General features: G+C 74.6%; 13 protein-coding genes. 2 read left to right on the top strand and 11 right to left on the bottom strand.

The window, feature by feature from the left end:
• Positions 1-31 precede the first annotated feature (31 nt).
• Together AC27L3_RS08525 and AC27L3_RS08530 are read right to left on the bottom strand one after the other, a co-directional pair.
• Entirely contained in the window at positions 32-991 is a 960-nt protein-coding gene (locus AC27L3_RS08525; RefSeq protein WP_487233377.1) for an NAD-dependent epimerase/dehydratase family protein, read from the bottom strand.
• Positions 988-1944 carry a ScbA/BarX family gamma-butyrolactone biosynthesis protein gene (locus AC27L3_RS08530; protein WP_487233378.1) on the bottom strand — a complete coding sequence of 319 codons (957 nt, stop codon included), beginning with the start codon at positions 1942-1944 and terminating at the stop codon, positions 988-990. The genes AC27L3_RS08525 and AC27L3_RS08530 overlap by 4 nt, the downstream gene beginning before the upstream one ends.
• A 255-nt stretch (positions 1945-2199) precedes the next feature.
• Here AC27L3_RS08530 and AC27L3_RS08535 point away from each other — a divergent pair, with 255 nt between their 5' ends.
• Positions 2200-2844, top strand: coding sequence for a ScbR family autoregulator-binding transcription factor (locus AC27L3_RS08535; RefSeq protein WP_487233379.1), 645 nt, complete (start codon positions 2200-2202; stop codon positions 2842-2844).
• A gap of 140 nt (positions 2845-2984) precedes the next feature.
• Positions 2985-3788, top strand: coding sequence for a 4'-phosphopantetheinyl transferase family protein (locus AC27L3_RS08540; protein WP_487233380.1), 804 nt, complete (start codon positions 2985-2987; stop codon positions 3786-3788).
• Here the strand turns inward: AC27L3_RS08540 and AC27L3_RS08545 are convergent.
• From AC27L3_RS08545 to AC27L3_RS08585, 9 genes are all read right to left on the bottom strand, one after another.
• On the bottom strand, positions 3671-4450 hold the full coding sequence (locus AC27L3_RS08545) for a response regulator transcription factor (RefSeq protein WP_487233381.1): 780 nt from the start codon (positions 4448-4450) through the stop codon (positions 3671-3673). The genes AC27L3_RS08540 and AC27L3_RS08545 overlap by 118 nt on opposite strands.
• A 107-nt stretch (positions 4451-4557) precedes the next feature.
• Entirely contained in the window at positions 4558-5538 is a 981-nt protein-coding gene (locus AC27L3_RS08550) for a TauD/TfdA family dioxygenase (RefSeq protein ID WP_487233382.1), read from the bottom strand.
• A gap of 49 nt (positions 5539-5587) precedes the next feature.
• A complete protein-coding gene (locus tag AC27L3_RS08555) occupies positions 5588-5797 on the bottom strand; it encodes an MbtH family protein (RefSeq protein ID WP_487233383.1) in 210 nt (69 codons plus the stop codon).
• A 26-nt stretch (positions 5798-5823) separates the two neighbouring features.
• Positions 5824-6831: a 2,3-diaminopropionate biosynthesis protein SbnA gene (gene sbnA, locus AC27L3_RS08560; protein ID WP_487233384.1), complete on the bottom strand. Its 1008-nt coding sequence runs from the start codon at positions 6829-6831 to the stop codon at positions 5824-5826.
• Positions 6832-6864: 33 nt separating this feature from the next.
• Positions 6865-7905: a 2,3-diaminopropionate biosynthesis protein SbnB gene (gene sbnB / locus AC27L3_RS08565; protein WP_487233385.1), complete on the bottom strand. Its 1041-nt coding sequence runs from the start codon at positions 7903-7905 to the stop codon at positions 6865-6867.
• A gap of 38 nt (positions 7906-7943) precedes the next feature.
• Entirely contained in the window at positions 7944-8906 is a 963-nt protein-coding gene (locus AC27L3_RS08570; RefSeq protein WP_487233386.1) for a TauD/TfdA family dioxygenase, read from the bottom strand.
• A gap of 174 nt (positions 8907-9080) precedes the next feature.
• A complete protein-coding gene (locus AC27L3_RS08575; protein ID WP_487233510.1) occupies positions 9081-11600 on the bottom strand; it encodes a non-ribosomal peptide synthetase in 2520 nt (839 codons plus the stop codon).
• 67 nt (positions 11601-11667) lie between these two features.
• Entirely contained in the window at positions 11668-12861 is a 1194-nt protein-coding gene (locus AC27L3_RS08580; protein ID WP_487233387.1) for an acyltransferase family protein, read from the bottom strand.
• Positions 12854-13912, bottom strand: a complete 1059-nt coding sequence (locus tag AC27L3_RS08585) for an alpha/beta hydrolase (protein WP_487233388.1) — start codon at positions 13910-13912, stop codon at positions 12854-12856. The genes AC27L3_RS08580 and AC27L3_RS08585 overlap by 8 nt, the downstream gene beginning before the upstream one ends.
• Positions 13913-14063: the final 151 nt, after the last annotated feature.

A 14063-nucleotide genomic window follows, 5' to 3' on the forward strand; every position in this document is an offset into this window, starting at 1 on the left:
CGTGTCGTGGGCCGTGCCGTGGGCGGCGCCGTCAGGCGGCGTTGTCGTAGCGGCGGGCCCGTCCGGCGAGGTGGGCGCGGTACCAGTCGGCGTGCTCGGCGATGCGCAGCCCGGGGCCGGGGGCGCAGCCGGCCAGCTCCCAGATGCGGCGGCTCGCGTACCAGCGGTCGGCGGCGACGAGCGAGACCTGGTGCTCGGAGACGCGCCCGGAGGTGCGGCGCAGCCGCGCAAGGTACTCCTCCCGGCTCAGGTCCTCCTCGGGCGCGCGCAGCCCGGCGTGGGTGACGAGGGCGTCCAGCAGGTCGCGGAAGGCGACCGGTTCGGGGTGGGCGGCGTGGTGGACGCCGGCGGGTACGGCGTCGGTGCCGGCGACCGCCACCACCAGCCGGGCCAGGTCGTCCACGGCGACCAGGGACAGCAGGGCGCGGCCGCCGTCGATCAGCGCGGGCACGCGCTCGGTGAGTTCGGCGATCGCGGGGACCACCCACCTGTCGCCGCGCCCGTAGACCAGGGGCGGCCGCAGGACCGTGCCGCCCGCCGCGAGCACGGCCTCCTCGGCGGCGAGCCGGGTGCGGCTGGCGGGCGAGACGGGGCGGGCGGGGGCGTCCTCGGCCAGGCCCCGGTGCGGACCGGCGCCGAGGACGGCGGTCGTACTGACGTACACGATGGTGCGCACGCCGGCCCGGCGGGCCTCGGCGAGCAGGGCGCGGGTGCCGGCGGCGTTGACCGCCTCGCAGGTCTCCTCGTCGCTGCCGACGTACGAGGCGAGGTGGAGCACGGTGTCGACGCCGGTGCAGATGCCCTGCAGCGACTGCGGTGCGGTGAGGTCGCCGCGGACGAACTCCGGTGCCGGGCCCGGGCCGGGGGTGGTGGCGACGGGGCGCCGGACCAGGGCCCGCACGGGGGCGTCGGTGGTGCGGGTCAGCTCCTGCAGGACGGTGGAGCCGATGAAGCCGGTGGCGCCGGTGAGCAGGATGCGTCCGGTGGTCATGCGCCGGCTCCCGGGCGCATGACGAGGCGGCCGGTGACGGCGGTGCGGCCGTCCTGGACGGCCCGGGTGGTGATTTGCGTGCCCTGCTCGGTGCGGCCGGTGATCTCGGCGTGGACGGTGCAGGGCGTGCCGAACTCCACGTAGTGCGCGAATTCGGTGGTGTAGGAGGCCGGCGTCACCGGCCCGGGGCCGGCGACCAGGTGGGCGGCCTGGCGCATGGCCTCCATGACGGCCATGCCGGGCACGTGGTCGACGGGGTGGTCGAAGAGGACGGGGTGGCGGCAGTCGGCGCGCAGGTCCCAGGTGTTCGGCCCGGCGGCGGGGGCGAGGGCCACGTCCTCCTCCCGGTCGCGGCCGACGAGGTGCGGGGCGACGGGGGCGGGCAGCGGTGCCTCGGCGGCGTCCGCCCAGGCGCTGAGCAGGTCGATGGGGCGAAGCCGGCGGTAGGCGGTGGGCGAGGTGACGTGGAAGGACGTCCCGCCCCCGCCTATGCGTCTGCCGTCGCGGAAGAGCTCGATCCGCAGCCGCATGCCGGCCAGCTGCGTGCCGCGCATGCGCACGTCGTGGCTGGTGGCGACGGCGGTGACCTCGGAGGGGGCGCCGTCGATGCGCAGTCCTTCCTCCTCGATGTCGTAGGAGAGGTCCCACATGAGGAAGTTGTGCCCGAGGGGGACGCCGTACGCGGTGTGGGCGATCAGCAGGCCGGTCTGCCGCACCGTTTCCGCGACCAGCATGGGGTCGTGGCGGCGATTGCGTTCGAGGGTGAAGAAGGAGTGGGCGCGCGGCCACTGGGCGGAGACCAGGTACGTGCCCTCGCCGAGGCCGGTGGAGCCGGTCAGGAAGACCTCGGACAGCGCGGAACGGTGGACGAACTGCCGCGGCACGGTCTGGTCGTAGGCGGCCCGGTCGTACCCGGCGGTGGTCGTTGCTCCCCGGACGAGCGTCGCGGTCATCATGTCCCCCTGAGATGTGTGCGGTGGCGCCTGGTGAGGGCGCTTCTGGCGACGACGCAGGCCACGATACCGGTCAGCCGGTTTTTTTCAAGGTCCAAGATCGCGTGATTTCGTACGCCGATGCCGCACTGATCCCCCTGCCATGATCGTGCCCGCGTCAAGGCGGTTTCAGGTCGATCCTCGGTCCCTTTTGGCGTTTCTCTTATGCTGTGGGCTGCGCAGATGTCCACGGGGGGTACGAAGGGTAGAGATCACGTGGCAAGACAAGAACGAGCGGTCCGGACCCGTCGTGTTGTTCTGGAGGCGGCGGCCGAGGTCTTCGGCGAGTACGGATACGAGCGGGCCGGTATCTCCGACATCCTCAAGCGGGCCGGGGTGACCAAGGGCGCGCTGTACTTCCACTTCGCCTCCAAGGAGGCCCTCGCCCAGGCCGTCATCGAGGAGCAGCTCGGCGTCGCCGCCGGCGCCACCACCGGCGAGGGCCTGCAGGGGGCGATCGACCTCACCCACGAGACCGCCCGCGCCCTGCAGCACGACGTGATGCTCCGGGCCAGCATCCGGCTCACCCTGGAGACCACCTTCGACTCCCCGGCGCCCGCGCCCTACGAGGCGTGGGTGAGCGTGATCGAGCGGCTGCTCACAGAGGCGCAGGACCGCGGCGAGGTGCTGCCGCAGGTGGTGCCGCACGAGACCGCGATGATGATCGTCGGCTCCTTCACCGGCATCCAGGTGATGTCGGAGATCCTCACGGGCCGGGCCGACCTGCCGGGGCGGATCACGAAGTTCTGGCAGCACGTCCTGCCGGGCATCGCCTTCCCCGGCGCCCTCGCGCACATGGACCCGCGCGGCACCGGCGGGTACGCGGAGGCCGCGGCGAAGGACCTGCCGGCCGCCTCCTGAGGACACGGCCCGCCCCACCGGGGCGGGTTTTCCGTAACGAACGCGGAGGTCAGCCGGATATCGCCGGCCGGCCCGCCCGGGCCACCATGGCAGGACCGGCGGAGGACCCTCCGCCGTACGGTCCGTTGGTTGGAGGTGCCTTGCAGCCGAGCGCAATGCCGCACGCCGTCTGCCACGTCTGGGGCGCGGCGCCGCTGCCCGAGCCGCACCGCTACCTGCCGCTGCTCGACGCCGCCGAGCGGTCCCGCTTCGGCAGTTACGCGCACGAGGGCGACCGGGCCCGCTTCGTCACCGGCCGCGTGCTCGCCAAGGCCGCCCTCGCCGAGCAGGTGGGCACCGGCATCGACGCCGTCCGCCTGCCCGTGCGCTGCCCCGACTGCGGCGGACCGCACGGCAAGCCGCGCCCCGACGGCGCCGCGGCGGGCTGGGAGCTGTCCGTCTCGCACTCGGGCGACCGCGTCCTGGTGGCCCTCGCCCACGGCCGGCCCCTCGGCCTGGACGTCGAGGAGCTCACCGCACCGGCCGACACGGACGAGGAGGAGCCCGTCGAGGCGTCGTTGACCCTCACCCCGGCCGAGCGCGAGGCACTGCGCGCGCTGCCGCCCGCCGCCCGGCCGCGCGGCTTCCTGACGTACTGGACCCGCAAGGAAGCCGTCCTCAAGGCCACCGGCGACGGCCTGGCCGTGCCCATGACCGACTTCACCGTCTCGGCGCCCGCCGAGCCGCCGGCCCTGCTGGCCTGGCACGGCCCCGGCGGCGCCGGCGTCCGCGCGCAGCTCACCGACCTGAGCGACCGCAGCCATCCCGAACTCGCCCTGGGCGAGGGCTACCTGGCCACCCTCGCCGTGCTCGGCACCGCACCCGTGGAGGTCAGGGCGCACCGGGGCGCCGAACGGATCGCGCACGTGCTGGACGAGCCGCTCTCGTCCGCCGCCCGCAGGTAGCGCAGCACCGCCAGCACCCGGCGGTTGGCCACGCCGTCCGGCTCCAGCCCCAGCTTGGCGAACACACCCGCGACCCGCTTCTCCACCGTCGCCGTCGACAGCACCAGCGACCGGGCGATGCCGGCGTTGCTCAGCCCCTCGGCCATCAGCGCCAGCACCTCGCGCTCGCGGGGGCTGAGCTGCGCCAGGTCGTCGTGCGCCTCGTGCGCCCGCAGAGCGAGGGTGACCGCGTCCGGGTCGAGCACCGTGCCGCCGCGGGCGACCCGCAGCAGCGCGTCCAGGAACTCCCCCTCGTCCCCGATCCGCCGGTGCAGCAGATAGCCCGTGCCCCGGCCGCCCGCCGCCAGCAGCTGCGGCACGTGGTGCGCCTCGGCCTGCCGCGACAGGACCAGGACGGGTGTCGCGGGCCGCTCGCGGCGCAGCGCGGCGACCTCCTGCAGGCGCCCGGCGGAGGCGACGACCACGTCCGGGCGGTGGGCGGCGACGGTCGCGGCGAGCGCGCCGCCGGGGTCGTCGCCGGTGGCGAGGGGGGTGTGGCCGGCGTCGGCCAGGGTGCGCAACAGGCCCGTGCGCAGCAGGGCGAAGGGCTCGTCCACCACCACGCGCAGCGCGCCGACGGCAGTGGGACCGGCCGGGCGGCCGGTCAGTGCGATGGGTGGCACGGTTCTCCTCCTTGGTCGTGCACGACCGCGGCGGGGCCGGCACCGGCGCGCGCTCCTCGCGCCGCGCCCGTGACCGGCCCCGTCCGTGCGGTCGCCGTGCGCCCGGCTCAGTCCAGGACGTAGCCGTCGCCGGCCCGGTGGACGCGCGAACGCCGCAGGTCCGACAGGATGAAGGTGCGCTGCAGCCAGCGGTCCCGGCCGTCGTAGCGCGGCCGGAAGGCGGTCCGGCCATGCACCGTCACCCGGTTGTCGACGATCGCCAGGTCGCCCGGCAGCAGCCGGGCCGTCTGCGCGGTCAGCTCGAACAGCTCCCGCAGCTCGTCCATGGCCCGGCGGGCCCGGTCGGTCAGCGGCGTCGTCGCCGCCATGTCCACGCGCAGGTCCGGGTCCTCGGGCGCGCCCGAGAGCACCGGGTGCGGGGCGTCGGTGCCGCCGGTGCCGAAGGACGGCGGGGCGGTCGTCACGAACTCGTGCGCGGACAGCGCCGCACGGCCCTCGTCCGACAGCAGCGGCAGCACCTCGCGCACGCACGCGGTCCGCAGCCCGGCCACCTTCTCGTGGTCGGCGCGCAGGCACATCAGCATCACGAAGTCGGGGCGGTGCGGGTGGAAGGCGTTCTCGGTGTGGAAGGTCAGCAGCACCGAGCCGGCGTTGCCCTGGAAGTCCTCCTGGCCGCGGCGCGGAATGACGTCCTGCACCAGCGCACCGGTCTTCTCCGGGCGGAACGCGGCCGGGTCGCCCAGGCCGCAGGCGACGGCGGTCAGCACCCCGGCGGCGACGGTGGCGGTGCGCTGCACCGAGTCGGGGGCCGACGGCGTGTCGGGCAGCTCCTCCTCGCCGACCGGCAGGCCGCGCACGAGCAGGGCGCCGGTACGGCCGGAGTCGCGCCGGTAGTCGGCCAGGGCGCGGCGCAGGGCGGCGGGGAACTCCGACCAGGCGTCGCGGGCCGCGGCCACCCACTCGGGGCTGTCCACCCGGCCCCCGGCCGCGGTGCGCAGGTCGCGGACCGTCCGCTCGACGGCCAGCGCGCTGTAGGGGTCGACCGTCACGGTCGGCACGGAGACCCGGGATTCGAGTATTGCGGTCATGGATTGATCACCGTCTGAGGTAGGGAGGGAAGGGCTGCGCGCGGGCGCGTCAGGCCGCCATCGCCTCGGCGACCGAGCGGGGGCGCATGTCGGTCCAGGTGGCGGTGATGAAGTCGAGGGCCTCCTGGTGGCCGGACTCGCCCCGGGCGACCTGCCAGCCGGCCGGCACCTCGGCGAAGGCGGGCCACAGCGAGTACTGGAGCTCGTCGTTGACGAGCACGAGGTAGCGGCCGTCGGTGTTCTCGAACGGGTTGGTCATGGCAAGCGATCCTTCGTTGTCGGTGGTCAGGCGGTCGCGGTGGCCAGCGGCGCGCTGTCGCCGGCGGCGTCCGCGGCGTCCAGGGCGTCGAGCACGTCGGGGCCGTAGACCCCGTGCAGCCAGTTGGTCTGGTAGATCGTGTCCAGGTAGCGCTCCCCCAGGTCCGGGGAGAGCGCGACGGCGGTGCCCACCGGGGCCCGGTCGGCCAGCCAGGCGGCGGCGCCGGCGACGACCGTCCCCGTGGAGCCGCCGAAGAGGAAGCCGCGCGAGGCCAGCCGGTGGCAGGCGCGCACGGTGTCGCGCTCCGGGACGAGCACCACGTCGTCCACGTAGGTCTCGTCCAGCAGCGGCGGGCGGACGCCCGCGCCCAGGCCCGGGATCATCCGCGGGGCGGGCGGGGTGCCGAAGGTGACCGAGCCGACGCTGTCGACGGCGACGATCCGTACGTCCGGGCGGTGCTCCTTGAACCAGCGGGCGCAGCCCATCAGCGTGCCCGTGGTGCCCGCCCCGACGAAGAGCGTGTCGAGGTCGGGGAAGCGGTGGGAGATCACCGGCGCGGTGTGCCGGTGGTGGGCACGCCAGTTGTTGGGATTGGAGTACTGGTTGAGCCACACGTACCGGTCGTCGCTCTCGCACAACCGGCTCACGTACGCGATGCGGGCGCCCAGGAAACCGGTCTCCGGGTCGGGCTCGGTGATGGTGTGCACCCGGGCGCCGAAGGTCTCCATCAGCCGGCGGGTGGCGAGGTTGCAGCGGGAGTCGGTCACGCACAGGAAGCCGTAGCCCTTGCTGGCCGCGATCATGCTGAGCGCGACGCCGAGGTTGCCCGACGAGGACTCCACCAGGACGGAGCCGGGCCGCAGCCGGCCCTCCCGCTCCGCGGCCTCGATCATCTCGGCCGCGGCCTTCTGCTTGACGGAGCCGGCGAAGTTCAGGCCCTCGCACTTGAGGTAGAGCGGCAGGCCGAGGGTGGTGCGCAGATCGACGTAGAGATCGTTTTCGTTGAATTCCTGGGGTACCGAGATGATCGGCACGTTGTCCTCCGGTTCTTGCGGTCCGGCGAGGCGTCAGCCGTAGCGCCGCATCTCGTGGAAGAAGTCGTCGACGACCGCCAGTTCGTCGCCGGCGAGCGCGGCGTCGTAGACGTGCTTGCCGAGCGCCAGGTCCAGCACGCCCAGGCCGAACGGCGAGAAGACCAGCGGCCGGTCCGCGGGCAGCTCCACGCCCCCGGTCAGGACGTCGTACAGGGTGCCGTGCACGAAGTCGCGGTTCCCCGTGGCCTGCTCGGCCAGGTGCAGCGAGGTGTTCGCCTTCAGGCAGTGCTCGACGTCGTCGACGATGTTGGTGGCGCCCAGCACCACCTCCGGCGCGAGGTCGCGCAGCGAGACGTGCAGGACGAGCGGGTTGTGCGCGAACCACGCCGGGTCGTCGACGTGCGGCGTGCCCGCGACGGTGGCGAACACCACCAGGTCGCAGGAGCGGATCAGGTCCTCGGCGCTCTCGCGCACGCTCACCTGCGCCGCCGTACCCGTGCCGCGCACGTACGCGCTGAAGCCCTGCGCGTGCTCCGCGGACAGATCGTGCACCGCGACCTCGTCGAACTCCCATCCCGTGCCCACCAGATAGGTGTGCAGGTAGCGGGCGATCAGGCCGGTGCCGATGAAACCGACCCGGCGCGGCCGCGGGGTGCCGGCCCGGCCGTCGGCCAGCGCACGGGCGGCCAGCGCCGCCGAGGCGGCGGTGCGGGCGGCACTGATGATGGAGCTCTCCAGGCAGGCCAGCGGATAGCCGGTCGCGTGATCGTTGAGGATCAGCACCGCCGAGGCGCGCGGAATGCCGGCCGCGACGTTCTCCGGGAAGCTGGAGATCCACTTCAGCCCGTCGACGCGGTTGCCGCCGCCCAGGGAGGCGGGCAGGGCGATGATGCGCGACGACGGCCGGTCCGGGAAGCGCAGGAAGTACGAGGGCGGATTGACGGTGGCGCCCTCGCCGTGCAGCCGGTAGGCGGCCTCGACCAGGTCGGTCACCTCCCGCTCACGGCCCTGCAGGATGCGGTGGACCTGGGCGCCGGGGATGACGGCGAAAGTAGGTGCGTGGTTCTGCGACATGCGTCTGTCGGTCTCCGGGTGGTGGCGGTAGGGGCTTTTCAGTGCCCGAGGACGTGGCCCGGCAGGCGGACCGGGTCGCCGAGCACCACCGCGATCTCGCGGTCGCCCGTGTAGGGCTCGCGGCTGTGCGCCGTGCGCAGGTTGTCCACCAGCAGCACGTCGCCGCGCTGCCACGGCTCGCGGCGGGTCGCCGCGCGGTAGGCGGCGTTGATGGTCTCGACGACGTCCTCCGGGACGGGGGTGCCGTCGCCGTACGCCGTGTCGAACGGCAGGCCGTCCTCCCCGTACATCGCCACGAGGTACTCGCGGATCATCGGGTCGAGGGTGCGGCCGTTGAGGAACGCGGCCTGGTTGAACCAGACCTCCTCACCGGTGACGGGATGCGTGACGATCGCCGCCCGGCGCTGGCGGGTGTGCAGGCGGCCGTCCGGCAGCCACGCGGCGTCCACGGCGTTCGCCGCGCAGTAGGCGTCGACGGCTGCCGGGTCGTCCGTGCCGAACGCCTCCGTCCACGCCACGCCGACCTCGTGGTACGCGCGCTTGAGCAGCCAGCCCAGGCGGCGGAACGGCTCCACGACGTCCGCGGGCAGCGCCCGCAGCACCTCGCGGGAGTCGGCCACGGCGGTCGCGCCGCCGTCCGCCGGGGCCGTCAGACAGCCGAACACGGCGGTCGCCGGGACCTCGGCCGCGTAGCTCAACTCGTGATGCATGCACATCGGCTCGTCGTGCGGCCACTCCGAACCGGAGTGCACGCCGCCGCCCAGGTCGCGGCGCGACGCGAAGCGTTCGCGCTCGCGCACCGGGACGACGCCGAGGGCGTCGGCGACGGCCGCGACGTCGGCGGCCGTCGCCACGTCGAGACCGCGCAGGAGGAGGGCGCCGTGGGTGGCGAGGGCGGTGCGGATCGCTTCGCGGTCGAGGGTGGAGGTGGTGACGGTGGCGATGGGGGTACGGCCGGGCTCCGCCACGATGGGGAGGGGCGGGTCGAGGAGGGTGGTCATGTGCGTCCTGTGGGTGCGTGGTGGTGGTTGCTGCCCGGTGGGCCGGTTTGTGCCCACCCGTGCCGCCCTGCGGCACGATTGCCCACAAACCGGCGGTTGCCGGCCACCGCGTGGAGCGCGGTCGGTGGGGGCGGGGGCGCAGCCCCCGGGAACGGTGGAAGGGCGGGGTTGGGGTCAGCTCCGCTCGTCGAGCGTTGCCGCCAGGTCCGCCAGGACCGGCGTGCGGGCCAGTTCCGTCACCGTGATGCGGCGGTCGAGGGCGATCACGAGGCGGAGGGCCGACAGTGACGTGCCGCCCGTCTCGAAGAAGTGGTCGTGGCGGCCGATGCGGTCCTCGGGGACCTTCAGGGCGGCTGCCCACAGCGCGGCCAGTTTGCGTTCGGTGGGGGTTTCGGGTGCGGTGCGCAACGGAGTGTCGCCCGCGGCGAGTTCGGCGGCGAGGGCCGTCAGGGCCTTCTTGTCGATCTTTCCGTTGGGCGTGAGCGGCAGCGCCTCGCGCCGGTGGGCGTGGTCGGGGACCATGAACGGCGGCAGGTCGGCCGCGAGGGTCTCGCGGACGGCGCGGTCCTCGTCGGCCGCGTAGAAGGCGACGAGGTGGCGGCCGTCGCCCTCGCCGGCGACGACGACGGCGCCGTCGCGGACGCCGGGGACGCGCAGGAGGCGGTTCTCGATCTCGCCGATCTCGATGCGGAAGCCGCGGATCTTGATCTGGGAGTCGCGTCGGCCGAGGTATTCGAGTTTGCCGTCGGGCAGCCAGCGGCCGAAGTCGCCGGAGCGGTAGAGGCGGCCGCGGCCGGCGCGGAAGGGGTCGGGGACGAAGGCGGCGCGGGTGCGTTCCTCGTCGTTGACGTAGCCGCGGCCGACGCACACGCCGGAGAAGACGATCTCGCCGGGGGCGCCGAGGGGCACGGGGTTGAGGCGTTCGTCGACGACGAGGACGAGGACGTTGCGGACGGGGGGTCCGAGCGGCACCGAGGGGTGGTCGGGGACGCGGTCCATGACCTCGTGGTTGGTGTCGTCGCAGGTTTCGGTCAGGCCGTACGCGTTGACGAGCCGGACCTGCGGGAAGGCGGCGAACCAGCGTTCGACGAGTTCCTTCTTCAGGGCCTCCCCGGTGGCGGAGACGCAGGTCAGGTGGGGCAGTTCGCGGGGGCTGTCCTCCAGGTGGGAGAGGATGACCTCCAGGTAGGAGGGCACGAGCTGGGCGACCTCGACGCGTTCGGCGGCGAGCTTGTCGACGAAGCGGCGTACGTCGAGGACGACGTCCTGTTCGACGACGAGCGTGGTGCCGCCGACGAGGAGGGCGGCGACGAGCTGCCACAGGGAGATGTCGAAGCTCTGGGGCGCGGTCTGGGCGACGGTGCCGCCCTCGCGCACGCCGAGGTCCTCGATCTTCGCCAGCAGGTGGTTGAGGAAGCCCTCGTGCTCGCACATGGCGCCCTTGGGCAGGCCGGTGGAGCCGGAGGTGAAGTAGATGTAGGCGAGTTGGGTGGGGCCGACGGGCAGGCCGAGGTCGCTGTCGTCGTCGGTCTCGGCGGGCAGGGTGTCGAGGTAGCCGGTGGTGACGGTGCCGAGGGCGGCGGTGGCCTCGTCCAGGTGGGCGGCGGTCTCGCGCTGGGCCAGGGCCCAGCGGCAGTCGGCGCGGGTGAGGACGGTGGCGATGCGGCCGGCGGGGAAGTGGGGCTCGACCGGCAGGTAGGCGCCGCCGGCCTTGAGGACGGCGAGGACGCCGGCCAGCCAGTGCAGGTTGCGTTCGGCGACGACGGCGACGACGTCCTCGTCGGCGAGGCCGCGGGCGCGCAGGGCGCGGGCGATGCGGTTGGCGCGGGCGTTGAGTTCGGCGTACGTCCAGCGTTCGGTGCCGTGGACGGCGGCGACGCGGTCGGGGTGCAGGCGCACCCGTTCCTCGAAGAGCTCGTGGAAGCGCAGGTCGGGCAGGGGGCGCTCGGGCCCGGCCAGGTCCTGCAGCTGGTGGGCGAGCTCGTCGTCGCCGATCAGGCACAGCTCGTGGTGCGGGGCGTCGGGGTCGGCGGCCATGGCACGCAGGGCGGTGAGCAGGTAGCCGGCGACGCGTGCGGCGAAGCCGGCGTCGTGGGTGTGGGGGCGGTGGCGTACGACGACTTCGGTGTCGCCGGAGGCGGTGCCGGTGACGTCGAAGCCGACGGCGAGCAGGGTGGTGGGGGCGAGGTCGTTCCCCTCCGGGGCCCGGTCGGTGACCAGGACGGTGTCGAACAGCGCCTCGGCGCGGCGCAGTTCGGCGCGCAGGGCGTCGAGGGGGTGGCCGTGGTGGCGCTCGGTGGCGGCCTCGGCGCCGACGGCGCGGGCGACGAGCTCGCGCCAGGTGCCGTCCTCGGCGGTGACGCGGCAGGGCAGCGGGGCGGCCCAGCCGTCGCGCAGGTAGCCGGTCACGACGTCGCGGTCGCCGGTGAGCGCCGCGAGCACCTTCACGTGCGCGGCGAGCAGCACCGCGCCGACGGGGACGCCGAGTTCGCCGGCCGTGCGGGCGGCGAGTTCCGCGAGCGCCCCGGGGGCGCGGGTGCGGTGTTCCGCGGACGGCTCGTCCGCCCCCGCGCCGGGGTCCTGCGTCCAGCGCGGCAGGGCGGTGAAGCCGCCGGCGGTGAGCACCTCCCGCCAGTGGTTCTCGCCCTCCGCGGCACCGGCCGCCTCCGGCCCGTGCCCGTCAGCCCAACTCACCACGAGCGCAACCCTCCACCCGGATAATTCATCGGATTACTTTCCTCAGCGACACTAGGCGGGGGGTTTATCGGTGGAATATCAATTCAGCTCTCCCGCGGATAAATGCGCCCCGGCGTTTGCGGGTGCCCGCGGGGGCGTGCTCGCGGTGCCGGAAGGAGGGCATCAGCAGGCCCAGGACGACGGCGAACACCGGCAGCCAGGCGAGCCGTTCCAGCGCCCATCCGAAGGTGAGCGGGGCGGTGTGCAGGCCGGGCAGCGGGCCGGCGGTCAGGCCCAGGCAGGTGGTCAGCAGCATGGCCGTCTGGTGCCACAGGAAGACCGTCATCGCGCTCAGGTTGAGCCCGGCGACGAGCATCCAGGGCAGGGGGCGGCGCATCAGGCGGCGCAGCGGTCCGCGCAGGGCCAGGGCGAGGCCCGTCTGGGCGAGGCCGAAGCAGACGGCGGCGAGGGTGGGCGGGCTGAGGTTGGAGACGTGCTGCCCGGGCACGCCGACCATGCTCGCCGGGTAGCCGCAGCCCACGACGAGGGCGACCGCGGCCGCCGCGCCGCCGGCCAGCAGGGCGAGCGGGGCGCGGACGCCGCGCAGGTGACCTGCGGCCCAGGCGGTGCCGAGGACGTACGGGACGAGCCAGCCGGCCGGCACGTTCAGCCAGCCCAGCTGCTCCGGGGTGCTCCAGCCGAACCGGGCCGCGTCCACCACGGCCACCGTGGCGGCCGGCAGCAGCGCCGCCCAGGGACCCAGGCGCCGTACGAGCGCCAGGACGGGGGCGGTGGCCGCGGTCAGGGCGGCGAAGACGCACAGGAACCACAGGGGGGAGACGACGAGCGCGATCAGCGTGCGCACCGTGCCCCAGCCGGCGTCGCCGGCCGTCAGCCAGAGCGCGGCCGGTATCCACACGCCCAGGACGGCGGGCACGGGGCGGCTCAGCCGGCCCAGCCGGCGGGCGGTCCAGCGCCCGTACGACTCGCCGCGGGCGCGGGCCGACTCCCAGCTGCGGGCGGCCGAGTAGCCGCCGACGAGGAAGAAGACGGCCAGTGTCTGCAGCAGCCAGGACAGGGGCGTCAGGGCGGGCAGGTGCTTGAGCGGGCTGTCGGTGTACAGGTGTCCGTCGCCGTCCTGGACGACGGCCGTCACCAGCCAGTGCCCCAGGACGACGCCGCAGATGCCGAAGGCGCGCAGGGCGTCCACGGCCCGGTCGCGGCGGGCGGGGGTGGCGCTGTCCACGCGGTGGGCGAGCGCCGTCACGGTCTCACGCACGCTCGCCTCCCGTGGTGGTGACGTCCGCGGTGCGGCCGAGCGCGATCAGGGCGAGGTTGCGCAGGGCGGTGCCGCCGGGGCGCAGGTAGTCGCCGTGGCCGCCGCTGCCGGCGGCGAAGCGGCGGGCGCCGAACGCGCCGGAGACCGGGTCGGTGCCCAGGCCCAGGGTGATGTCGAGCGGCAGGCGCAGGGAGACGTGCGGGACGCGCGCGATGCCGTCGCCGCTCGCCCGGCCGGCCCAGACGCGGGCCGCGGTGCCGAGGCCGGCCGCCGTGGTGGCGCCGCTGCCGGGGCTGCCGTAGAGGGCGACGTCGGCGACGTGTGCGGCGTCGAGGCCGGGGCCGGCGCTGCCGCACACGACCGAGCCGTAGGAGTGGCACAGCAGGGTCAGGCGGGCGTGCGGGGCGGCGGCGCGCAGCCCGGTCAGGAAGGTCAGCAGGCTGCGGGCGCCCTCCCGGGCGCGGCCGGGGGTGATGACCGCGCCGCTGATGGTCTCCGGGCTGTCGTAGCCGAGCCAGGCGACGACCGCGTGGCGGCCGCCGGGGTCGTCGGCATGCAGGCGGTGGGCGAGGGCGCGGGCGCCGCCGCCGGGTGCGGCCCAGGACGAGCCGTGGCTGTCGAAGTGGCGCACGGTGGTGTCCGCGCCGGGAACGAGGACGGTGACGGTGGAGGCGGTGGCGAGGTCGTCGCCGACGACCTCCACGGCCCGGCCGCGGCCGCGCCCGTCGAAGGACAGGAAGTGCCGGCCGGGCGCGGCCAGGGCGCGCAGGGCGGCGGCGCGGTCGGTGTCGTCGGCGCGCTCGGCGGCGGCGGCCGCGTCCTCGGCGGCCTGCCGGGTGAGGCGGTAGCGCGCGTCGAGGGTGTCCGCCGCCAGGGCCGGCAGGGCCGGTGGGGCGGGTGTCTGCACGTCGCGCGCCTGCGAGGGGGCGCCGGTCACCGGGACGGCCACCGCGGCGGCGACGACGGCGGCGAGCAGGCCGCGCCGCAGGGGCCGGGGTATCCCGGGGGGCCTGCGGCCCTCGACGATGGTGTCCTCCGCTTCGTCCGGCACGATTTCACGACCTCCGCGTTGCTGTGCCGGGTGAGCGGAGTGATTCATTCCGCCTCCCGGCCGGGAACTGGTGGCCGGGAGCCTAAAAAGCCGAATTATCGGCGGACTATCGCGGCAATTCCCGCCTGCTAAATCCGGCTGGGAACACCGC

It is taken from the genome of Streptomyces sp. PKA51 (assembly GCF_057552455.1).

Excerpts from the sequence above, each read along its gene's own strand:
- AC27L3_RS08570 (WP_487233386.1), bottom strand. The coding sequence starts at position 8,906 with ATGACCACCCTCCTCGACCCGCCCCTCCCCATCGTGGCGGAGCCCGGC.
- AC27L3_RS08555 (WP_487233383.1), bottom strand. The coding sequence starts at position 5,797 with ATGACCAACCCGTTCGAGAACACCGACGGCCGCTACCTCGTGCTCGTC.
- AC27L3_RS08525 (WP_487233377.1), bottom strand. The coding sequence starts at position 991 with ATGACCACCGGACGCATCCTGCTCACCGGCGCCACCGGCTTCATCGGC.
- AC27L3_RS08550 (WP_487233382.1), bottom strand. The coding sequence starts at position 5,538 with ATGACCGCAATACTCGAATCCCGGGTCTCCGTGCCGACCGTGACGGTC.
- AC27L3_RS08530 (WP_487233378.1), bottom strand. The coding sequence starts at position 1,944 with ATGACCGCGACGCTCGTCCGGGGAGCAACGACCACCGCCGGGTACGAC.
- sbnB (WP_487233385.1), bottom strand. The coding sequence starts at position 7,905 with ATGTCGCAGAACCACGCACCTACTTTCGCCGTCATCCCCGGCGCCCAG.